This is a genomic window from Mycolicibacterium psychrotolerans (assembly GCF_010729305.1).
Lineage (GTDB): Bacteria > Actinomycetota > Actinomycetes > Mycobacteriales > Mycobacteriaceae > Mycobacterium > Mycobacterium psychrotolerans.
Genome location: NZ_AP022574.1, coordinates 3,873,975 through 3,896,127, shown reverse-complemented (window position 1 = coordinate 3,896,127; position 22,153 = coordinate 3,873,975). Strand labels below are relative to the sequence as shown.

Genomic DNA, 22,153 nt, shown 5'->3' with positions numbered 1-22,153 from the left:
GCGAGGATAGGCGCTTGGCCTGCAAATGTGGTGTTACCAGACCGGCCCGGTGTATTTCTCTCCCGGGCCCTTGCCCGGTTCGTCGGGCGCGGCGCTGGCCTCGCGGAACGCGAGCTGAAGGGTCTTGAGGCCGTCGCGCACCGGGCCGGCGTGCGGGCCGAGATACTCGGCCGACGACGTCACCAGGCCCGCCAGCGCGGTGATCAGGCGCCGCGCCTCGTCGAGGTCGCGGTACGGGCTGTCCTCGGGGTCGTGGGCCGACAGGCCCAGCTTCTCGGCGGCCGCGCTCATCAGCATCACGGCAGCTCGCGTGATCACCTCGACCGCGGGGACGTCGGCCAGTTCCCGGGTCTGCGGCTGTTCGGCGGATCCGGGATGTGCGGAGCTCTCGGTCATGCCTGCTAGACTGGCATGCGCGACCGTCCCGGCTGACGCCAGGGACAGCAAGTGGAGTCCCACTCCCACCGCTCGCCGACGATCACTCGAAGGTAGCGCGGTCCGGTCCGGATATCGGCGATGACGTCACCGATGTCTGGCCTGGTCGGCATTGGGCCCTGCTGTGAGCAGGGCTTATTTGTTCCTTCGGGGAACAATGCGCCGCCGGGATGGGGTTCTGCACGGACAGCAGGAACTATCCAGGGAGGCCCCATCAGCACTGAGACCCGCGTCAACGAGCGCATTCGCGTACCTGAAGTTCGTCTGATCGGACCGGGCGGTGAGCAGGTAGGCATCGTGCGCATCGAAGATGCACTCCGCGTCGCCGCGGACGCCGATCTCGACCTCGTTGAAGTTGCCCCGGACGCCAAGCCGCCCGTGTGCAAGATCATGGACTACGGCAAGTTCAAGTACGAGACGGCGCAGAAGGCACGCGAGTCTCGCAAGAACCAGCAGCAGACCGTCGTCAAGGAACAGAAGCTCCGTCCCAAGATCGACCCGCACGACTACGAGACCAAGAAGGGTCACGTGATCCGCTTCCTCGAGGCCGGGTCGAAGGTCAAGGTGACGATCATGTTCCGTGGCCGCGAGCAGTCGCGGCCCGAACTGGGTTTCCGGCTCCTGCAGCGCCTGGGCGCCGACGTCGCCGACTACGGCTTCGTCGAGACGTCCGCGAAGCAGGACGGCCGCAACATGACGATGGTGCTGGCCCCGCACCGCGGCGCGAAGACTCGCGCTAAGGCGGCGCACGATGCAGACACCCCGGCAGCGCAGCGCGCCAGTGCACGGCCCGCCGAGGCACCGACCGACACACCACAGAACTGAGGAAACATGCCCAAGGCGAAGACCCACAGCGGCGCTTCGAAGCGGTTCCGTCGCACCGGGACCGGCAAGATCGTCCGTCAGAAGGCGAACCGTAGGCACCTGCTCGAGCACAAGCCGTCGTCCCGCACCCGCCGGCTCGCCGGCCGGACCGCGGTGGCCGCGAACGACACCAAGCGTGTCGCGAAGATGCTGAACGGCTGACACTGTCGGCGCTTCGTGCGCCATCCCTGACCCGAACCCAGATAAGGAAACACCCCCATGGCACGCGTGAAGCGCGCAGTCAACGCGCAGAAGAAGCGCCGCACCATCCTCAAGGCGTCGAAGGGCTACCGCGGGCAGCGGTCCCGCCTGTACCGCAAGGCCAAAGAGCAGCAGCTGCACTCGTTGACCTATGCCTACCGTGACCGGCGTGCCCGCAAGGGCGAGTTCCGCAAGCTGTGGATCTCCCGTATCAACGCGGCCGCACGGGCCAACGACATCACGTACAACCGCCTGATCCAGGGCCTCAAGGCCGCCGGTATCGAGGTGGACCGCAAGAACCTCGCCGAGATCGCCGTCAGCGATCCGGCCGCGTTCACGGCATTGGTGGAGGCCGCCAAGGCCGCTCTGCCGGAGGATGTCAACGCTCCGTCGGGCGAGGCTGCCTGACTCTCACCGAGCGATCTGCCCGGGTGGCGGCCGCAGTCAAGCTGCACCGCCACGTCGGGCGCCGCCGCGCCGCACGTTTCCTCGCCGAGGGGCCCAACCTCGTCGAGGCAGCGTTGCGGCGCGGACTCGTTTCGGAACTGTTCGCCACCGAGGCCGCCGCGCAGCGGTTCGCCGATCTCCTGTCCGGCGTGCCGGTCGAGTTGGTCACAGAGCGGGCCGCGAAAGTGTTGTCCGACACCGTGACTCCGGTCGGACTGGTGGCGGTGTGCACGATGCCGGACATCGATCTGGATGCGGTGCTGGCAAGCGAGCCGACGCTGGTCGCGGTGCCGGTGGGCATCTCGGAGCCAGGCAACGCCGGCACGCTGATCCGGGTGGCCGACGCGATGGGTGCTGATGCGGTCGTGCTCGCCGGACCCAGTGTCGACCCCTACAACGGCAAGTGTCTGCGGGCGTCGGCCGGCAGCATCTTCTCCGTCCCGGTCATCAGCGAGCCCGACGCCCCGGCGGCCGTGTGGCAGTTGAGCGGCGCCGGCCTGCAGGTGCTGGCCACGGTCCTGGACGGCGAGGTGAGTCTGGACGACGCCGATCTGGCGGTTCCGACGGCATGGCTGTTCGGTCCGGAGGCACACGGTCTGCCCGCAGAGGTGACCGCGCTGGCGTCCGCACGGGTTCACATCCCGATGGTGGGCGGAGCCGAGAGTCTCAACGTCGCCTCGGCGGGCGCGATCTGCCTCTACCAGAGTGCCCGCGCGCTGCGCGCCGGATTCAGTTCTCGGCCTTGAGAAGTCGCTCCGATAGCGGCCGAACCTAGCCGCCGAGCAGGTCTCGGGCCACGTGGGTGATCTGCACCTCGTTGCTTCCGGCGTAGATCATCAACGACTTGGCGTCGCGCGCCAATTGTTCCACCCGGTACTCGGTCATGTAGCCGTTGCCGCCGAACAGCTGGACCGCCTCCATCGCGACGTCGGTGGCGGCCTGCGAGCAGTACCACTTGATCGCCGAGGCCTCGGCGAGCGAGATCGACGCTCCGGACCGGGCCGCCTCGATGACGCGGAACACCATGTTGCGAACGTTCAGCCGGGCCACTTCCATCTGAGCCAGTTTCAGCTGGATCAGCTGGAAACGCCCGATCTCGCTGCCCCACAGCGTGCGCGTCTTCGCGTAGTCGGTGCACAGCCGCAGGCATTCCTCGATGACGCCGAGCGCCATCGCGGCCACCCCGATCCGTTCGGCGGAGAAGTTCGAGCGCGCGCTGTCGCGGCCGTCGCCCGCGGGACTGTGCTCGGATTCGCCGAGTAACCGGTCCCGGCCGAGCCGCACGTCGTGGAAGAACAGTTCACCGGTGCGGGACGAGTGGATGCCCATCTTGCGGAACGGCTTGGATTGCACGAATCCGTCCATCCCGCGATCGAGCACGAACGTGAGGACCTTGCGGTCGCGCCTGTCGGTGACGCCCCCGGAACCGCCCTCGTCGAGCTTCGCGTACACCACGACGACGTCGGCGTCGGGGCCGTTGGTGATGAACGTCTTCTGACCGTTGAGGACATAGCCCTCGCCGTCACGCACCACCGTCGACTTCATGCCACCGAAAGCGTCTGAGCCGGAATCCGGTTCGGTGATCGCCCAGGCGCCGACCTTGTCGTAGGTCACCAGATCGGGCAGCCAGCGTTCCTGCTGAGCGAGCGTGCCGCGGCTCATGATCGTCGGCACAGTGAGGCCGAGGCTGACGCCCATCCCGGTGACGACACCCATGCAGACCCGGCAGAGTTCGCTGACGACCACGAATCCCATTCCGGCCGAGTCCGCGTCACCGCCGAACATGCCACCCGAAGACGGCCCTTCGCTCTGCTCGCCACTGCGCAGCCGATCGAGCCGCCTGTTGAGCGAGTCGCGGGCCATCTCGGCGATGCCGAACGTCGCGAACAACTTGCGGATCACCGGATAGGGCTCCATGTCGCCGTTCTCGAGTGCGTCGACGTGGGGGCGGATCTCCTTGTCCACGAATTCGCGCACCGCGTCGCGCACGGCGATGTCGACGTCGGACCAGTCGAGCATCCGGTCAGGCCGCCCGGACCCGGGTGCGTCCCCGCGCGGGACGGACGCCGGCCAGCGAGAAGGTGGTGTGGACCAGCGAACCCACCGTGGACAGCAACGTCTTGTGCGGCGGCGAGTAGTGCATCGGCATGTCCCGTCGATCGGCCGGGGGAGCCGTGAACGCCGGCGCCTCGACCAGCGGCGAGTCCGGGGCCACCTTGCCCTCGACGCGCCGGTAGGCGGCGACGGCGCGTGGATGCAGCCTGATCTCGTCGGGCACGGCGACGAAGGCGAGCTCGACCAGCTTGCCGAACAGCCGCAGCAGAACCTCGTCGCCCGGTGTCCACCGCATGCCGGCCTTCTCCCGCACGGCCGGATCGAACAGTCCCGCCGCGATCCACCGCTGCGCGCCGACCATCGGCTTGAACAGCTGGTCCCACACCGGCGTGGGCATCAAGACGAAGCGCGGCTTGGGAATCCGGATCGAGAAGATGTCCCGGGTGGCCCGGGTGATCTCGAGATCCTCTCGACACGTGCGGTCCCAGTAGTCGCAGAACTCCTCCCAGGAGCCCGGCACCGGCCGCATGCTCATGCCGTACATCCGGTACCACTGGACGTGCTCGTCGAACAATTGCCGCTTCTCCGCTTCGGTCAGTCCGCCGCAGAAGTACTCGGCGGTCTTGATGATCAGCATGAAGAAGGTGGCGTGCGCCCAGTAGAACGTCTCCGGATCGAGCGCGTGGTAGCGGCGGCCGTCGGCGTCGACGCCCTTGATGGTCGCGTGGTAGCCCTTGATCTGCGCGCCGGTCCGGGCGGCTCGGTCACCGTCGTAGACCACCCCCATGATCGGGTAGACCGACCGCGCGACCCGCTGCAGCGGTTCGCGCAACAGGATCGAGTGGTCCTCGACGGCGGCACCGAGGTGCGGGTACATGTTCTGGATCGCCCCGATCCAGACGCCGAGCATGCCGGTGCGCACATCGCCGAAGTACTTCCAGGTCAGCGAATCCGGGCCCAGCGGTGCCGCGGTCGTGTCGGAGCTCGCCATCACCGTTGATCGCATCGCCTCACGATATGGCCTGACAACGACCGTTGTCTACGGATCGGGAGAGTCGCCGGTGGGGTGTTACGCACACTCCATCCCGCCGCCGCACCGCTGTGACCTCCCGGTTTAGCACCGCCTATCGGCTGGATTAGGCTGGCCGGCGTGGATGACGACCCGCCGCGTGAGCATGCAGGCGGTCAGCCGCCAACACCGCTGCGGTGGCTGCGCAGCGTCAACCACCACACTGCAGCGGTGGCCTTCCTGCGGCGCGCGCGTCGGGCACTGCCGGGAGATCCCGAGTTCGGCGACCCACTGTCGGTCGCGGGGGTGGGAGGTCCCCGCGCGGCCGCGCGGGCCGCGGACCGGCTGCTGCAACGCGAAGCAGTCACCCGGGAGGTCAGCCTCGGCGCCCTGCAGGTCTGGCAGGCCCTCACCGAGCGGGTCTCGGGGCGGCCCGCCAACGCGGAGGTGACGCTGGTCTTCACCGATCTCGTCGGGTTCTCGACGTGGTCGCTGCGCGCCGGCGACGACGCGACGCTGCGCCTGTTGCGGCGCGTCGCGCAGGTGGTGGAGCCGCCGCTGCTGGAGTCCGGCGGCCACATCGTCAAGCGGATGGGCGACGGGCTGATGGCGGTGTTCACCGACCCGGCGACCGCGGTGCGCGCGGTCCTTGCTGCCCGCGCGGGCGTGAAAACCGTTGAGGTCGAGGGTTATACGCCGCGCATGCGGGTCGGCGTGCACACCGGCCGGCCGCAGCGTCTTGGTTCTGACTGGCTGGGTGTCGACGTGAACCTCGCCGCGCGCGTGATGGAGCGGGCCACCCGCGGCGAGCTCGTCGTCTCCCAGTCCACCTTCGAGCGGATCGCGCCGGAGGAGCTGGAGCGCCTCGGCGTCACGGTCAAGCGACTCCGAAGGCCGGTGTTCACCGGGAAGCAGGACGGCGTGCCCGACGACTTCACCATGTACCGGTTGAGGATTCGCAGGCAGTTCTCAGGCGACGAGGAGGAGGACGACGCCGCAGCCGGCGCATAGTGGATCCGGTGCTGTCCGGGTTGCTCGTCATCGTGCGGCGCGCGCGGGTCACCGTGAGCTATGCGGTGATCGTGGCGACGGTCACCGCAGTGATGGTGCGCATGGACCCGACGATGCACGACTCGCTGATCCGGCACGCCAGTACCAATCTGCACAATTTGAGCCGCGGGCGCGTCGGAACGCTCGTCGGCAGCGCGTTCGTCGTCGACGCCGGATCGATCTATCTCTGGCTGCCCGGGTTGGTCTGTCTGCTGCTGGCGGCCGAATTGACCTGTGGGGGTTGGCGCCTCGTGCTGACCTTCGTCACCGGGCACGTGGGCGCGACGCTTCTGGTGGCTGCGGGGCTGGCCACGGCGGTCGAATTCGACTGGCTCTCGGCGTCGATCGCCCGGGCGCCTGATGTTGGGATGAGCTACGGCGCCATGGCCGTGGTGGGTGCACTCACTGCCGCGCTCCCGCCGCGCTGGCGGCCGGCCTGGCTCGGATTCTGGTTCGCCGCTGCCGCCGTCGTCATCGCGGGTGGGGCGGGCTTCACCGATGTCGGACACGTGGTGGCGCTGACTCTCGGCGTACTGGTGTCGACTCGCTTCGGCGTGCAGTCGCGCTGGTCGGTTCCGCGGGCGGTCCTGCTGGCACTCGGTGCGTCGTTCGGTTTCCTCGTGCTCGCCGACGGAATGGTGTCGATGATCTACGGCCTCGCCTGGGGCGCGCTCGGTGCGCTGACCGCCGCAGGATTCGATCGTCTGCTGACGGCCGCCCCTCAGATGAACGCGTCGGCCGACGCGGTGATCCAGTCGGAGCGCCACGACAGCGGCGGGTCGTCGAGCAGTTCGCCCGGCACCAGCCATTCGTAGAATTCGGCGTAGGTGCGGGTGCGCCGGCCTCCGGTGCGGCGGTTCAGCATCGCGGGGGACAACTCGTGAAAACCGTTGAGCCCCATCGACGCCACGATCTGCGCCGCGCTGGCCACGGTGGCGCGCTGGAAGTTGAACACCCGCATCGTCTTGTCCGCGACGTCGAGCGCCCGGCTCCGGGCCGGATCCTGGGTCGCGACGCCCGTGGGGCAGCGATTGGTGTTGCATTTCAGCGCCTGTATACAGCCGACGGCGAACATCATCGCCCGGGCGGCCAGCGTGAAGTCCGCACCCTGGCAGACCCGGCTGACGATGTCGACACCGCTGGCCACCTTTCCGGACGCCCCGATCTTGATCCGATCCCGCAATCCGGTGCCCACCAGGCAGTTGTGCACCAACATCAGGCCCTCGGTCAGCGGCATCCCGACGTGATCCTCGAACTCCTGCGGGGCCGCTCCCGTGCCGCCCTCCCCGCCGTCGACGATCACGAAGTCGGGCGTGATACCGGTGGCAAGAAACCCCTTGCACAGCGACAGGAACTCGGTGCGCGCGCCCACGCACAGTTTGAAGCCCACGGGTTTGCCGCCGGAGATCCTCCGCAACATCGCGATGAAGCCGGCGAACTCCGTGGGCGTACCGAAGGCGCTGTGCGCCGGCGGCGACACCACCGTGCGGCCCACCGGCACCCCGCGGGTCTCGGCGATCTCGGGGCTGACCTTCGCTCCGGGCAGCACACCGCCGAGACCCGGCTTGGCGCCCTGGGACAACTTGATCGAGATGGCCTTCACGGCGGGCAGTGCCGCCTTCTCGGCGAACCGGGCGGCGTCGAACCTGCCGTCGGCGTCACGGCACCCGAAGTACCCGGACCCGATCTCCCAGATCAGGTCGCCGCCGCCGGCGAGGTGATACGGGCTGATCCCGCCCTCACCGGTGTCATGGGCGAACCCACCGCGGGCAGCTCCCGCATTCAACGCCGAGATCGCGTTGGCCGACAGCGCCCCGAAGCTCATCGCCGAGACGTTCAGCATCGCGATGTCGTACGGCTGTGTGCAGTCCGGACCACCCAGCCGGACACGCGGATCGAGATCCTCGGCGAACCGCGCCCGCAGCGAGTGCCGCAGGAACTCATAGCCGACGGCGGTGACGTCGCGCTCGGTCCCGAACGGCTCGTCGCCCTTGGTGCCCTTGGCCCGTTCGTAAACCAGATCGCGGGTCTCCCGGTCGAACGGCGTCGCCTCGATGTTCGACTCGACGAAGTACTGCCGGACCTCGGGACGGATCAGTTCCATCAGAAACCGGATGTGCCCGAGGATCGGATAGAGCCGCAGGATCGTGTGCCGTCGCTGCACCAGGTCCCACGTGCCGACGGCCGCGAGCCCCAGCAGCACCGCCGCCGCCAGCCCCCACCCGGCGTGCCGGAGCACGGCCAGCGCCGCCGCGGCCGCCCCCAGCAGCCAGATCCCGACGATCAGAAGGGGCCGGATCACCACGGCGTGAGGGTAGCGCGCCATCGCCTATGATCGCCGGGTGGCTGATCAGCCGGTGAATCTTTCCGACGAAACGTTGGCCGACGCGGTCAGCGCAGCAGGTCGTGCGTTCGCGCAGGCGTCGACCCTCGACGAGCTGGCGCGCGCCAAGACCGACCACCTCGGTGACCGGTCGCCGATCGCACTGGCACGCCAGGCGCTCGGGTCGCTGCCCAAGGCCGACCGCGCCGATGCCGGCAAGCGGGTCAACGTCGCGCGCACCGCCGCGCAGAGCGCCTACGACGAGCGGCTGGCCACACTGCGCGCCGAACGCGACGCCGCGGTCCTGGTAGCCGAGCGCATCGACGTCACGCTGCCCTCGACGCGGCAGCCCGTCGGGGCCCGGCACCCGATCACGATCCTGGCCGAACACGTCGCCGACACCTTCGTGGCGATGGGCTGGGAGTTGGCCGAGGGGCCGGAGGTCGAGACCGAACAGTTCAACTTCGACGCCCTGAACTTCCCGCCCGACCATCCGGCCCGCAGCGAGCAGGACACGTTTCACGTCGCCCCCGAAGGATCCCGGCAGGTGCTGCGCACGCACACCTCGCCGGTGCAGATCCGCGCCCTGCTGGAGCGCGAGCTGCCGGTCTACATCGTCTCGATCGGTCGGACCTTCCGCACCGACGAACTCGACGCCACCCACACCCCGGTGTTCCATCAGGTGGAGGGCCTCGCCGTCGACAAGGGCCTGACCATGGCCAACCTGCGGGGCACCCTCGACGCGTTCGCCCGGGCCGAGTTCGGACCGCAGGGGCGTACCCGGTTCCGGCCGCACTTCTTCCCGTTCACCGAGCCCTCCGCGGAGGTCGACATCTGGTTCCCGAACAAGAAGGGCGGCCCCGGCTGGGTCGAGTGGGGCGGCTGCGGGATGGTGAACCCGAACGTGTTGCGCGCCTGCGGGATCGACCCGCAGGAGTACTCGGGTTTCGCGTTCGGCATGGGGCTGGAACGCACCCTGCAGTTCCGCAACGGCATTCCCGACATGCGCGACATGGTCGAGGGTGACGTGCGCTTCTCGTTGCCGTTCGGGGTGGGAGCCTGATGCGCCTTCCCTACAGCTGGCTGCGGGAGATCGTGCAGGCCGGCGCTCCGGGCTGGGACGTGTCGCCCGAGGAGCTCGAGCAGACGCTGATCCGCATCGGCCACGAGGTCGAGGAGATCATCGCCGTGGGCCCGGTCAGCGGACCGCTGACCGTCGGCCGGGTGACCGCCATCGAGGAGCTCGCCGAGTTCAAGAAGCCGATCCGCGCCGTCAAGGTCGACGTCGGTGAAGCGGAGCCGCGCGACATCGTCTGCGGGGCAACCAACTTCGCCGTCGGTGACCTCGTCGTGGTCGCGCTGCCCGGCGCCGTGCTGCCCGGCGATTTCGCCATCGCCGCGCGCAAGACCTACGGGCGCACCTCCGACGGCATGATCTGCTCGTCGTCCGAGCTCAACCTCGGCGCCGACCACTCGGGCATCCTGGTGCTCGCACCGGGCACCGCGGAGCCCGGCGCGGCCGCCCACGACGTGCTGGGCCTCGACGACGTGGTGTTCCATCTCGCGATCACCCCGGATCGGGGCTACTGCCTGTCGGTCCGCGGCATGGCGCGCGAGATCGCCAACGCCTACGACCTCGACTACGTCGACCCCGCCGACATCGCACCGCTGCCCGTGGACGGCGAGGCGTGGCCGGTGTCGATCGATCCCGCCGCCGGCGTGCAGCGTTTCGGTCTGCGTCCGGTGACCGGTATCGACCCGGGTGCGGTGTCGCCGTGGTGGTTACAGCGCCGACTGTTGCTCAGCGGCATCAGGGCGATCTCGCCGGCGGTCGACGTCACAAACTACGTGATGCTCGAACTGGGCCACCCGATGCATGCCCACGACAGCAGCCTGATCAGCGGTGGCTACCGGGTCCGGTTCGCCGAACCCGGAGAGACCGTGGTCACGCTCGACGACGTGGAACGCCGCCTCGACCCGGCCGACGTGCTCATCGTCGACGACGTCGCCACGGCCGCCATCGGCGGGGTCATGGGCGCGGGCACCACCGAGGTGCGGGACAGCACCACCGACGTCCTACTCGAGGCCGCGGTCTGGGACCCCGCCGCGGTGTCGCGCACTCAGCGTCGCCTGCGCCTGTACAGCGAGGCCGGTCGCCGCTACGAACGCACGGTCGATCCGGCGATCTCCGTGGCCGCGCTCGACCGCTGCGCGTCGCTGCTTGCCGAGATCGCCGGCGGCACAGTGCAACCCACCCTCACCGACTGGCGCGGAGAGCCACCGCGGCAGGACTGGTCGCCGCCGCCGGTGAGCATGCCCGTCGACCTGCCCGACCGCACGGCCGGGGTGGCGTACGCGCAGGGAGCGGCGCAGAAGCGGCTGACCCAGATCGGCGCGCGCGTCACGATCGAAGGCGACCTGCTGACGGCCGTGCCGCCCAGCTGGCGGCCGGACATGCGGCAGCCGGCGGATCTGGTGGAGGAGGTCATGCGCCTCGAGGGGCTGGACCTGATTCCCTCGGTGCTGCCCGCCGCGCCGGCCGGCCGCGGACTGACCGCGGTCCAGAAGCGGCGCCGGGCCATCGGGAAGTCGCTGGCACTCAGCGGTTACGTCGAGATCCTGCCCACCCCGTTCCTGCCCGCCGGGATCTTCGACCAGTGGGGCCTTCCGGTCGACGATCCGCGCCGCCGCACCGCCCACGTGCTCAACCCGCTCGAGTCCGACCGGCCCGCGCTGGCCACCACGCTGCTGCCTGGACTGTTGGAAGCGTTGCTGCGCAATGTCTCTCGCGGTGCCACCGATACGGCGCTGTTCGCGATCGCGCAGGTGGTCGAGCCGACGAACCAGACCCGCGCGATCGAGCGGATCCCGAACGACCGGCGCCCGACCGACGACGAGATCGCCGTCCTGGACGCCTCGCTGCCCCGGCAACCCCAGCATGTGGCCGCGGTGCTCACCGGACTCCGCGAACCCGCGGGTCCGTGGGGTCCCGGCCGGCAGGTCGAGCCCGCCGACGCCTTCGAGGCGGTGCGCGTCATCGGTCGTGCCGCCGGTGTCGATGTCACGCTGCGCGCGGCCGAGCGCCTGCCCTGGCACCCCGGCCGCTGCGCCGAGGTCTGCATCGTCGACACCGTCGTGGGTCACGCCGGCCAGCTGCACCCGGCGGTCATCGAGCGCTCCGGCCTGCCGAAGGGCACCTGTGCGGTCGAGCTGGACCTCGACGCCGTGCCCCTGACCGAGCTGCTGCCCGCACCGGGTGTGTCACCCTTCCCGGCCGTCTTCCAGGATGTCGCGCTCGTCGTCGACGACGGCGTGCCGGCGCAGAGCGTGGTGGACGCGGTCCGTCACGGCGCCGGCGCACTGCTCGAGGACGTCCGGCTCTTCGACGTCTACACCGGCCCGCAGATCGGCGAAGGCCGCAAATCGCTCGCGTTGGCGCTGCGGTTCCGCGCACCCGACCGGACACTCACCGAGGACGAGGCCAGCGCGGCCCGCGACGCGGCGGTGCGCGCCGCGGCCGAGAGGCTCGGCGCCGAACAGCGCCGCTGACCTGACGACACCGCGGCTCGTCCCATCAGCGTCTCGCGACGCTAGGACGTGATCGGCACGACGGAGATGACCGTGCTTTGGCTTCCGGCGCCGTAGATCCGGTGACCGTCGGGGGTGACGGCCACATGAGCCCCGCCCCCGTCGACGGTGGCGATGACCTGGTTGTAGGTGGGGCTGCCAGGGTCGGTGTCGATCACCGACACGTTGTTGGTGTTGGAATTGGCGACGTAGGCCAGACTGCCGTCGGGGAGGCTGAACGCCACACCGTGCCCACTCACCGACATGGGGGTGAAGATGGTCCCGACGACTTGGTTGTAGGTGGCGCTGGCAGGGTCGGTGTCGATCGCCAACACGGTGTCGAAACCGGTGACGTAGACGCGGCTGCCGTCGGGATAGACGTGGTTGCTGTCGGGGGTGACCGCCGCCCCCCAGCCCATGTTGCCGGTCCCGATGCCGACGGTGTCGACGACTTTGTTGTAGGTCTCGCTGTCGGCGTTGGTGTCGATGACCAATACCGGGTTGGTCGCGACGTAGACCCAGTTGTTGTCGGGGCTGACCGCCACCCCGAACGAGCCGGTGGTTCCCTCGATGGTGGTGACGGTGCCGTAGGTCTCGCTGTCGGGGTCGATGTCGACGACAGACAAGGGGACGTCACCGTAGTGGGTGACGTAGGCGCGCGTGCCGTCGGGGCTGATCGCGACCGCGACCGCGGCGTCACCGATCCCCGGGATCGGGTCGCCGATCACCTCGTTGTAGCCGGGAGTGTTGGGTTCGGTGTTGATCACCGACAGAGTGTCGTCGCCGTAGTTGGTGACGTAGACGCGGGTGCCGTCCGAGCTCGCCGCCACCGCAGTCGGGTACAAACCGACGGAGATGGGGTCGACGGTCACGGTGTTGTCGGCGGTGTTGACCACCCACACGGTGCTTTCGCCGGGTTTGGTGAAGTAGGCACGGGTGCCGCCAGCACTGACCGCCACATCGAACGTATCGTTGAGACCCGGGATCGTCGCAGGTACAAGTTCTGCCGGGCCGATCTGGATGTTTTCAATGGTGACCTGGGTCGAGAACCCGTCCTCCGCCGCGAGCGCAGCCGGCGCCGCTGTCGCCGCTGTCGCCGCGGCCAGTGTTCGGCTGACGGGCGTCGGCTCGGCGCCGATGACCGAAACGCTGTTGCTGTTGGCGTTGACGACGTAAACCTGGCCGTTTCCGCCGGCCGAAGGCTGAGTGACGTTGACGGTGAAGCTGTCCTGGATGGGGACGCCGAGTCCGACGCGGATTTGTGCGGCCCCGTTGGGCATGTGGGTGTAGTTGCCTGTGGCGTCGATCGTGACGGTGCCGTAATTGGGCGCGCCGCCGGGGGCCAGGGTGAAGGTGAGCGGGTCACCGTCGGGGTCGAACACCCCGAGGAAGCCGGTCATCGCGCCGGTGGTCGGATCGCTGATCACCGGCGGGGACGGCGGGGTGACGATGGGTAGGGAGCCACCGGCCGTGACCGCCACCGCAACCGGGCCGCGGCCCACCCCGACGGTGTCGATGACGGTGTTGGTGGCGGTGTCGATCACCGAGACGGATCCGCTGTAGCTGTTGGTGACGTAGGTGCGGGTGCCGTCGGGACTGATCGCGACCGCGGTGGGTGCCCAGCCGACCCGGACGGTGTCGATGACGGTGTTGGTGGCGGTGTCGATCACCGACACCGACCTGCTGTAGGTGTTGCTGAGGTACGCGCGGGTGCCGTCGGGACTGACCGTCACCGCGGTGGGTGCCCAGCCGACCCGGACGGTGTCGATGACGGTGTTGGTGTCGGTGTCGATCACCGACACGGATCTGCTGTAGGTATTGGTGACATAGGCCCGGGTGCCATCGGGGCTGACCGCCACGTGATTGGGCAATCTGCCGACGCGCACGGTGTCGATCACGGCGTCGGTGTCGGTGTCGATCACCGACACCGACCTGCTGTGGCTGTTGGTGACATAGGCCCGGCTGCCGTCGGGACTGACCGCCACCCGGGTGGGGAATTTGCCGACACAGACCGTGTCGGTCACGGTGTTGGTCGCGGTGTCGATCACCGACACCGATCTGCTGTAGCTGTTGATGACGTAGGCCCGGGTGCCGTCGGGACTGACCGCGAGCGCGGTGGGCCGTAGGCCGACGCGCACGGTGTCGATCACCGTGTTGGTGGCGGTGTCGATCACCGATACCGACCTGCTGTAGGTGTTGGTGACGTAGGCCCGGGTGCCGTCCGGACTGACCCTCACCGCGGTCGGCCGGTGGCCGACGCGCACGGTGTCGATCACGGTGTTGGTGGCGGTGTCGATCACCGACACCGACCTGCTGGAGGTGTTGGTGACATAGGCCCGGGTGCCGTCCGGGCTGACCGCGATGCGGGTGGGTGTCCGACCGACGCCGACGGTTGCGACCACGGTGTTCTCGGATTGCGTGGTCGGATTGGCCGCGTCTGGGGCCACCGGCTCGTAGACAGTGGTGCTGGTTGCCGTGGTGGAGGTGGCGGTGGTGCCGTAGGACGGGTTGCGTACCAACAGGCCACCCTGCTCGCTGCCGATGTCGCCGGGAGCGATGGAGACATGGAGCGCGTCGGTGCCGCCAGGGTCGTTGGCTCGCAGGCTGAGTGCCGATGCGGTGCCGGCGGGGTCGGTGATCAGCGTGATCGGCACAGTGGTGCTGTTGCCGGTGGCGTCGCTGACCGTCACGGTGAAGTTGTCCTGCAACGTGACCGCCGAATCGCCGGCAGCACTAGGGGTATAGACGAAGGTGCCGTCGGGCTCGATCGTGACCGTGCCATGCGCGGGGCCGCCGGTCACGTGGTAGGCGAGCGGCACGGCACCGGGATTGACCAGCATCAGCCCTCCCCTGATCGCGCTCCCGGTGGGCTCGGGTACGTCCTCCAACTGGCCGGTGGAGGCCGGGGCCGCCCCGGAGCTGATCTGCTCGCCGGAGGGCTGATCCTTCTGGCGGCGGGCCCAATCCAGCAGTGCCCAGGTGGCGGGAGGCTCAACCGGCACCGGGGAGCTGGTACCCCCGAGCGTGGTGAGCCCGAGGGTGCTCAGCAGGGTTGTGGCGACGTCAGCCGGCGGTGTGGCGTGTGCCGGCACGGGTTCACTTTCGGTGATGGACATCGGCGCAAGCGGTGCCGGCGTGGAGGCGGGGCCGAGCTGGTCTGGCGGGGTAGGGGGCAACTGCTCTGTGCCGATGTCCGGCGTTGCTCCATCCGGGCGCGCAGGGACGCCGGTTGGGCCGGCATCCTGCGGTGCAACGACATCCTCGGCCTGTGACATCGTCGGAGCGGCTGTGTCGGTCGCGCGCATCGGTGGTGCGACGGGCCGGATCTGCTCCGTGTCCACCGGCTCGGGAGCCTCGTCGGCTTCGCGCAGGGAGGCGGCCGTCCCGGCCGGTGTCTCTCCGGTCGTGTCCTCGACGGCGTGGCCGGCGGCTGTGTCCTGCTGCTCGCCGGCCGGGGCGGCGAGCTGCTGGTCGGACTCCTCCTCGGCCGGCGCCGTGGCGTCACCGGGATCAGCTGTCTGCGCGTCTCCGGCGCCGTCTTCCACCGCCGTCGCGGCGTCGGAGCTTGTCGATGCACGCGCGCCGGCGGCGAGTTCCGGCGAATCGGGGAAGGCGGCCGAGGCCGGTCCTTCGTCGGCGCTGCTCTCCGCGGTCGAGGGCCCGTCGGTGCCCGACTCCGAGCCGGTGTCCGACTCCGAGTCGGTTCGGGAGGTCGATGCCGGAGTTCCGGTCTCGGTCGTTGCCGACGTCGAGGATGCCGACTCCGTGGAGGATGCGGAATCCGGCTGGGTGGGCTCCGCCCACGCCACACCGGGTGCGCGGGCCACCGCCGCTCCGATTCCCAAGGCGGCCGCCAACAGCCCGGCCCGGCTGATGTCGACGGCGTACGCCAGCGCGCGGTGGTGGGCCGGCTCCTCGGGATGCTCCCGGGCAAGTCCCTCGGAAGACCCCTCTGGCAGCCAGGCCTGCTGGCGGGGGTGATGCGTGGGCGCATCCGAAACCGCGGCGGAGTAGAACAACGCACCGGGCGCCGCCTCAACCAACTGCCACGTCAACGCCGTTTGCTTGGAGTCCTGTGGCGCTGCGGCCATATCGATCACATCCCTGTTGGCCAGTTGTCTTCATCCCCGCTGTTCGCGATATTGCGCGCCATCACTTCGGTGTGAAAGGGACCAAATGCCCTGGTTGCCTCTCCTTCGTGCCCCACCTGTCGATGCCGCACCGCGGTTCGCCGGTGTGAGGGCGACGTCGCTCGATCCGACGGCCGTGCCGAAGCTCGGAGCGGCTCGAAGTTCGCCGGGCGCCGCTGGATCAGCCACCGTGAGGCCGGGTGTGCCGCCTGCGAGCACGTCTGTGGCGTGCGGATGCGACGGACCGGTTTTAATGAGTTTGCGACTTCCTGCATAACCATGCAAAGATCGGACGATGACATCCGTCGCAGTGGCCGGGGCCAGCGGTTACGCCGGAGGGGAGATCCTGCGGCTGCTGCTCGGACACCCCGCGTACGCCGACGGCAGGCTGACTCTCGGCGCGCTGACCGCGGCCGCGAGTGCGGGCACCGCAATCGGTGACCACCATCCGCACCTGCTGCCGCTGGCCGACCGGGTGCTGGCGCTCACCGAGCTCGACGCCCTGAACGGCCACGACGTCGTCTTCCTCGCCCTGCCGCACGGTCATTCCGCGGCGCTGGCCGATCAGCTCGGCCCTGACACCGTGATCGTCGACTGCGGCGCCGATTTCCGCCTCACCGACGCCGCTGCGTGGGAGCGGTTCTACGGCTCCGAGTACGCCGGCAGCTGGCCGTACGGCCTGCCCGAGTTGCCCGGCGCCCGCGACCGGCTCCGCGGTGCCACCCGGATCGCCGTGCCGGGCTGCTATCCGACCGCCGCGCTGCTGGCCCTGTGGCCGGCGGTGGCGTCCGGACTGATCGAACCGGCCGTCACCGTGGTCGCGGTCAGCGGGACCTCCGGAGCGGGCCGGGCGGCCAAGGTCGACCTGCTCGGTGCCGAGGTCATCGGCTCGGCCCGCGCCTACAACATCGGCGGTAAGCACCGCCACACCCCCGAGATCGCGCAGGGCCTGGCGGCGGTGGCCGCAGGCGATGTCACCGTGTCGTTCACGCCCGTGCTGATCCCGACCTCCCGAGGGATCCTCGCCACCTGCACCGCGCGCACGCAGGCGTCGGTGGCCGAGCTTCGCGCGGCCTACGAAAAGGCCTACGACGCAGAACCGTTCGTCTACCTGCTGCCCGAGGGGCAGCTGCCGAAGACCGGCGCCGTGATCGGGAGCAACGCCGCGCAGTTGGCGATCGCCGTGGACGAGGACGCGCAGACTTTCGTCGCCGTCGCCGCGATCGACAACCTCGTGAAGGGAACCGCGGGCGCGGCGGTGCAGTCGATGAACCTGGCGGTGGGATGGACCGAGACCGAGGGACTGACGACCGTGGGAGTGGCGCCGTGACCGAGCTGTCCGACAGGATCCGGCTGTTGCGGACCCAGGGAGTGACCGCACCCGCGGGCTTCCGCGCAACGGGAATCCCGGCCGGGATCAAGGCGTCCGGTGCGCTCGATCTGGCGCTGGTGTTCAACGAGGGTCCCGACCACGCCGCGGCAGGCGCGTTCACCCGCAACAAGGTCAAAGCCGCTCCGGTGCTGTGGTCGCAGCAGGTGCTGACCACCGGCAGGCTGCGCGCGGTCATCCTCAACTCCGGCGGCGCCAACGCCTGCACCGGACCGCTCGGATTCCAGGACACCCACGCCACCGCCGAGGCCGTCGCCGCTGCCCTGTCGGACTGGGGCACCGAGACCGGTGCGATCGAGGTCGCGGTGTGCTCGACCGGGCTGATCGGCGACCGGCTCCCGATGGACAAGGTGCTCGCCGGCGTCGGCGAGATCGTCCGGGAGATGGCCGGCGGGCTGACCGGCGGCGAAGAGGCGGCGCGCGCCATCATGACCACCGACACGGTGCCCAAACAGGTTGCACTGCATCATCAGGACCGCTGGACGGTCGGCGGAATGGCCAAGGGCGCGGGCATGCTGGCGCCGTCGCTGGCCACCATGCTGTGTGTGATCACCACCGACGCCGTCGCCGACTCGGCGGCACTGGAGCGCGCGCTGCGCCGCGCCGCGTCGACGACCTTCGACCGGCTCGACGTCGACGGCAGCTGCTCCACCAACGACACCGTACTGTTGCTGTCGTCGGGCGCCAGCGAGATCGCGCCCAGCCAGCACGATCTCGACGCCGCGGTGCTCGCGGTGTGCGATGACCTGTGTGCACAGTTGCAGGCCGACGCCGAGGGTGTCACCAAGCGGATCACCGTGACCGTGACCGGTGCGGCGAGCGAAGACGACGCGGTCACCGCCGCCCGGGTGATCGCCCGCGACAGTCTGGTCAAGACAGCGCTGTTCGGTTCGGACGCCAATTGGGGTCGGGTGCTCGCCGCCGTCGGCATGGCGCCGGTGCCGCTGGACGCCGACCGGATCACCGTGTCTTTCAACGGCTTTCCGGTCTGCGTCGACAGCGTCGGCGCCCAAGGCGCGCGCGAGGTGGACCTGTCCGGCGACGACATCGCGGTCACCGTTGACCTCGGCGTCGGCTCGGCGTCGGCGTCGATCCGCACCACCGACCTGTCGCACGCGTACGTCGAAGAGAACTCGGCGTACAGCTCATGAGTGTGGCGACGCCGTTGAAGGCGCAGGTGCTCGCCGCCGCGCTGCCGTGGCTGAAGGCCTTGCACGGCAAGATCGTCGTGGTCAAGTACGGCGGGAACGCGATGACCGACGACACCCTCAAGGCGGCGTTCGCGGCCGACATGGTGTTTCTGCGCAACTGCGGCATCCATCCCGTCGTGGTGCACGGCGGCGGACCGCAGATCAGCGCGATGCTGCGCAAGCTCGGCATCGCCGGTGACTTCAAGGGCGGCTTCCGCGTCACGACGCCCGAGGTGCTCGACGTCGCCCGAATGGTGCTGTTCGGTCAGGTGGGCCGCGAACTGGTGAACCTGATCAACGCCCACGGCCCCTACGCGGTGGGCATCACCGGGGAGGACGCCCATCTGTTCACGGCCGTGCGCCGCACCGTGCTGGTGGACGGGGTGGCCACCGACATCGGACTGGTCGGCGATGTCGAGCGGGTCAACACCGACGCCGTGCGCGATCTCATCGCCGCGGGCCGCATTCCCGTGGTCTCCACGATCGCTCCCGACGCCGACGGACTGGTGTACAACATCAACGCCGACACCGCCGCGGCCGCGCTGGCCGAAGCGCTCGGCGCCGAGAAACTGCTGATGCTCACCGATGTCGAAGGCCTGTACACCCGCTGGCCCGACCGCGGCTCCCTGGTCAGCGAAATCGGCTCGGGCGCTTTGACACAACTGCTTCCCACCCTGGAGGAGGGCATGGTGCCCAAGATCGAGGCCTGTCTGCGGGCGATCAACGGCGGGGTGCCGAGCGCACACGTGATCGACGGCCGCGTCGAGCACTGCGTGCTGGCCGAGCTGTTCACCGACGAGGGCGCGGGCACGAAGGTGGTGGCCTCATGAGCGGAACGCTGCTGGATCGCTGGTCGGCCGTCATGATGAACAACTACGGCACCCCGCCACTGGCGCTGGCCGGCGGCGAGGGCGCGGTGGTCACCGACGTGGACGGGAAGTCCTATGTCGACCTGCTGGGCGGCATCGCGGTGAACGTGCTCGGGCACGGCCATCCCGCGGTGATCGAGGCCGTGCACCGTCAAATGAGCACGCTCGGTCACACCTCCAACCTGTATGCGACCGAGCCCGGCGTGGCGCTGGCCGAAGCTCTCGTCGGTCATCTCGGTGCGCCGGCCCGGGCCTTCTTCTGCAACTCGGGCACCGAGGCCAACGAGGTCGCGTTCAAGATCACCCGGTTGACCGGCCGCACGAAACTCGTTGCCGCGCAGAATGCTTTCCACGGCCGCACGATGGGATCGCTGGCGCTCACCGGCCAACCGGCCAAACAGGCGCCCTTCGAACCGCTACCCGGCCACGTCACCCACGTGCCGTACGGCGACACCGACGCGTTGCGCGCCGCCGTCGACGACCAGACCGCCGCGGTGTTCCTCGAACCGATCATGGGGGAGGGCGGCGTCGTCGTGCCGCCCGCCGGCTACCTGGTCGCCGCACGGGAGATCACCGCACAACACGGCGCCCTGCTCGTCCTCGACGAGGTGCAGACGGGTGTCGGCCGCACCGGGGCCTTCTACGCGCATCAGCACGACGGCATCACCCCCGACATCGTCACGCTGGCCAAAGGGCTCGGCGGCGGGCTGCCCATCGGGGCGTGTCTGGCGGTCGGGGCGACCGCCGGTCTGCTCACTCCGGGTCTGCACGGCAGCACCTTCGGAGGCAACCCGGTGTGCACCGCCGCGGCGCTGGCGGTGCTGCGGGTGCTCGCCGACGAGGGCCTGATCGAGCGCGCCGACGTGCTGGGCAAGACACTCAGCCACGGGATCGAGGCCCTGGGCCATCCCCTCGTCGACCACGTTCGCGGCCGGGGGCTGCTGCGCGGCATCGTGCTCACCGCCGAGGCCGCCAAGCCGGTCGAGGTCGCCGCGCGTGACGCCGGTTTCCTGGTCAACGCCGCCGCCCCGGACATCGTCCGGTTGGCACCGCCGCTGGTGGTCACCGACGAGCAGGTGCAGGCCTTCGTCGGCGCCTTGCCGGCCATTCTCGACACGGCGGCCGGGTCATGACGCGGCACTTCTTGCGCGACGACGACCTGACTCCCGAGGAGCAGGCCGAGGTGCTGGCGCTTGCCGCCGAACTCAAGCGCAACCCCTTCGCCCGGCGACCGCTGGAGGGGCCCCGCGGCGTCGCGGTGATCTTCGAGAAGAACTCCACCAGAACCCGGTTCTCGTTCGAGATGGGCATCGCCCAGCTGGGCGGGCACGCGGTGGTCGTCGACGGGCGCAGCACCCAGCTCGGCCGGGAGGAGACGCTCGAGGACACCGGCGCCGTGCTGTCCCGCTACGTCGACGCGATCGTATGGCGAACCTTCGCCCAGGAGCGGCTCACCGCGATGGCGAGCGGCGCCTCCGTCCCGATCGTCAACGCGCTCTCCGACGAGTTCCACCCATGCCAGGTGCTGGCCGACCTGCAGACCCTCGCCGAGTGGAAGGGTGGCCTGAAAGGGTTGCGGCTGAGCTACTTCGGCGACGGCGCCAACAACATGGCGCACTCGCTGATGCTGGGCGGGGTCAACGCCGGGGTGCACGTCACCATCGCCGCGCCGCGCGGGTTCGAACCGCACCCGATGTTCGTCGCCGCTGCGGAGACGCGCGCCCAGCAGACCGGGGCGACGGTGACGCTCAGCGACGACGCGGACGCTGCCGCCGACGGCGCCGACGTGCTGGTCACCGACACCTGGACCTCGATGGGGCAGGAGAACGACGGTCTGGACCGGGTCCGGCCGTTCCGGCCGTTCCAGCTGAACTCGGCACTGCTGGCCCGCGCCGACTCCGAAGCAGTTGTGCTGCACTGCCTTCCGGCTCACCGCGGACACGAGATCACCGACGAGGTGATCGACGGCCCGCGCAGCGCGGTGTGGGACGAGGCCGAGAACCGGCTGCACGCGCAGAAGGCGCTGCTGGTGTGGCTGCTGGAGCACTCGTGACGACGCGAAGACGACCGCGAGTGAGGATCGCAGCGGAGCGAGGACCGGAGCGAGTGGGAGTCGAGCAATGACGGCCGCGACGACGCGCGCGGGTCGGCAGGCGCGGATCGTCGCGCTGCTGTCCGCGCAGTCGGTGCACAGTCAGACCGAGCTCGCGGCGCTGCTGGCCGACGAGGGCATCGACGTCACGCAGGCCACGCTGTCGCGTGACCTCGAGGAGCTCGGCGCGGTCAAACTGCGGGGCGCCGACGGCGGCGTCGGCGTCTACATCGTCCCCGAGGACGGCAGCCCTGTGCGTGGCGTCACCGGCGGCACCGAACGGGTGTCGCGTCTGCTCGGCGACCTGCTGGTGTCGACTGACGCCAGTGCCAACCTCGCGGTGCTGCGCACACCGCCCGGCGCCGCCCATTACCTGGCGAGCGCGATCGACCGGGCGGCGCTGCCGTACGTCGTCGGCACGATCGCCGGCGACGACACGATCTTCGTCATCGCCCGCGAACCGATGACCGGCGCCGAGCTGGCCGCGGCCGTCGAGAACCTCGCCAAAGCCTGAAACATCCCCACGAGTAA

General features: G+C 69.6%; 19 protein-coding genes. 14 read left to right on the top strand and 5 right to left on the bottom strand.

Going from position 1 to position 22,153, the window contains the following annotated elements; translation table 11 throughout:
* Nucleotides 1-33: 33 nt before the first annotated feature.
* On the bottom strand, nt 34-396 hold the full coding sequence (locus G6N45_RS18960; RefSeq protein WP_163723629.1) for a DUF1844 domain-containing protein: 363 nt from the start codon (nt 394-396) through the stop codon (nt 34-36).
* Between the two features lie 237 nt (nt 397-633).
* Between G6N45_RS18960 and infC the strand changes: the two genes are divergently transcribed.
* From infC to G6N45_RS18940, 4 genes are read left to right on the top strand one after another with little or no spacing between them, the layout of a single operon-like run.
* Nucleotides 634-1,260 (top strand): translation initiation factor IF-3, encoded by a 627-nt coding sequence (gene infC, locus G6N45_RS18955; protein WP_163728699.1) that lies wholly within the window; start codon nt 634-636, stop codon nt 1,258-1,260.
* A 6-nt stretch (nt 1,261-1,266) separates the two neighbouring features.
* Nucleotides 1,267-1,461, top strand: coding sequence for a 50S ribosomal protein L35 (gene rpmI / locus G6N45_RS18950; protein WP_048421516.1), 195 nt, complete (start codon nt 1,267-1,269; stop codon nt 1,459-1,461).
* 57 nt (nt 1,462-1,518) lie between these two features.
* Nucleotides 1,519-1,908: a 50S ribosomal protein L20 gene (gene rplT, locus G6N45_RS18945; protein ID WP_048421515.1), complete on the top strand. Its 390-nt coding sequence runs from the start codon at nt 1,519-1,521 to the stop codon at nt 1,906-1,908.
* Between the two features lie 23 nt (nt 1,909-1,931).
* Complete coding sequence (locus G6N45_RS18940) at nt 1,932-2,693, top strand: TrmH family RNA methyltransferase (protein WP_163723628.1); 762 nt, start codon at nt 1,932-1,934, stop codon at nt 2,691-2,693.
* Between the two features lie 25 nt (nt 2,694-2,718).
* Here G6N45_RS18940 and G6N45_RS18935 read toward each other — a convergent pair whose 3' ends face one another.
* Together G6N45_RS18935 and G6N45_RS18930 are read right to left on the bottom strand one after the other, a co-directional pair.
* Nucleotides 2,719-3,966, bottom strand: coding sequence for an acyl-CoA dehydrogenase family protein (locus G6N45_RS18935; protein ID WP_163723627.1), 1,248 nt, complete (start codon nt 3,964-3,966; stop codon nt 2,719-2,721).
* A 4-nt stretch (nt 3,967-3,970) separates the two neighbouring features.
* Nucleotides 3,971-5,008, bottom strand: coding sequence for an oxygenase MpaB family protein (locus tag G6N45_RS18930; RefSeq protein ID WP_163723626.1), 1,038 nt, complete (start codon nt 5,006-5,008; stop codon nt 3,971-3,973).
* A 144-nt stretch (nt 5,009-5,152) separates the two neighbouring features.
* Between G6N45_RS18930 and G6N45_RS18925 the strand changes: the two genes are divergently transcribed.
* Both G6N45_RS18925 and G6N45_RS18920 read left to right on the top strand, forming a co-directional pair.
* Nucleotides 5,153-6,022 carry an adenylate/guanylate cyclase domain-containing protein gene (locus G6N45_RS18925; protein ID WP_163723625.1) on the top strand — a complete coding sequence of 290 codons (870 nt, stop codon included), beginning with the start codon at nt 5,153-5,155 and terminating at the stop codon, nt 6,020-6,022.
* Nucleotides 6,023-6,030: 8 nt separating this feature from the next.
* Complete coding sequence (locus G6N45_RS18920; RefSeq protein ID WP_179965203.1) at nt 6,031-6,876, top strand: rhomboid-like protein; 846 nt, start codon at nt 6,031-6,033, stop codon at nt 6,874-6,876.
* Here G6N45_RS18920 and G6N45_RS18915 read toward each other — a convergent pair.
* Nucleotides 6,783-8,363, bottom strand: coding sequence for an FMN-binding glutamate synthase family protein (locus tag G6N45_RS18915; protein WP_163728696.1), 1,581 nt, complete (start codon nt 8,361-8,363; stop codon nt 6,783-6,785). The two genes, G6N45_RS18920 and G6N45_RS18915, sit on opposite strands and share 94 nt — an antisense overlap.
* A gap of 40 nt (nt 8,364-8,403) precedes the next feature.
* Between G6N45_RS18915 and pheS the strand changes: the two genes are divergently transcribed.
* Both pheS and pheT read left to right on the top strand, forming a co-directional pair.
* The gene (gene pheS / locus G6N45_RS18910) at nt 8,404-9,447 is read left to right on the top strand and encodes a phenylalanine--tRNA ligase subunit alpha (RefSeq protein ID WP_057146298.1); all 1,044 of its coding nucleotides are present in this window, start codon (nt 8,404-8,406) and stop codon (nt 9,445-9,447) included.
* Nucleotides 9,447-11,933 (top strand): phenylalanine--tRNA ligase subunit beta, encoded by a 2,487-nt coding sequence (gene pheT / locus G6N45_RS18905; protein ID WP_163723624.1) that lies wholly within the window; start codon nt 9,447-9,449, stop codon nt 11,931-11,933. The genes pheS and pheT overlap by 1 nt, the downstream gene beginning before the upstream one ends.
* Before the next feature lie 41 nt (nt 11,934-11,974).
* Here pheT and G6N45_RS18900 read toward each other — a convergent pair whose 3' ends face one another.
* On the bottom strand, nt 11,975-16,042 hold the full coding sequence (locus G6N45_RS18900; RefSeq protein WP_163723623.1) for a YVTN family beta-propeller repeat protein: 4,068 nt from the start codon (nt 16,040-16,042) through the stop codon (nt 11,975-11,977).
* 334 nt (nt 16,043-16,376) lie between these two features.
* On the opposite strand from G6N45_RS18900, the gene argC reads away from it, so the two are divergent.
* The 6 genes from argC (at nt 16,377) to G6N45_RS18870 (ending at nt 22,136) form a co-directional block, all read left to right on the top strand.
* On the top strand, nt 16,377-17,411 hold the full coding sequence (gene argC / locus G6N45_RS18895) for an N-acetyl-gamma-glutamyl-phosphate reductase (protein ID WP_163723622.1): 1,035 nt from the start codon (nt 16,377-16,379) through the stop codon (nt 17,409-17,411).
* Nucleotides 17,366-18,622 (top strand): bifunctional glutamate N-acetyltransferase/amino-acid acetyltransferase ArgJ, encoded by a 1,257-nt coding sequence (gene argJ, locus G6N45_RS18890; protein ID WP_275996806.1) that lies wholly within the window; start codon nt 17,366-17,368, stop codon nt 18,620-18,622. Before argC ends, argJ begins: the two co-directional genes overlap by 46 nt.
* A complete protein-coding gene (gene argB, locus G6N45_RS18885; RefSeq protein WP_163723620.1) occupies nt 18,619-19,491 on the top strand; it encodes an acetylglutamate kinase in 873 nt (290 codons plus the stop codon). The genes argJ and argB overlap by 4 nt, the downstream gene beginning before the upstream one ends.
* Nucleotides 19,488-20,663, top strand: a complete 1,176-nt coding sequence (locus tag G6N45_RS18880; protein ID WP_163723619.1) for an acetylornithine transaminase — start codon at nt 19,488-19,490, stop codon at nt 20,661-20,663. The genes argB and G6N45_RS18880 overlap by 4 nt, the downstream gene beginning before the upstream one ends.
* Nucleotides 20,660-21,583, top strand: coding sequence for an ornithine carbamoyltransferase (gene argF, locus G6N45_RS18875; protein WP_163723618.1), 924 nt, complete (start codon nt 20,660-20,662; stop codon nt 21,581-21,583). The genes G6N45_RS18880 and argF overlap by 4 nt, the downstream gene beginning before the upstream one ends.
* A 67-nt stretch (nt 21,584-21,650) precedes the next feature.
* A complete protein-coding gene (locus G6N45_RS18870) occupies nt 21,651-22,136 on the top strand; it encodes an arginine repressor (RefSeq protein WP_057146293.1) in 486 nt (161 codons plus the stop codon).
* Nucleotides 22,137-22,153: the final 17 nt, after the last annotated feature.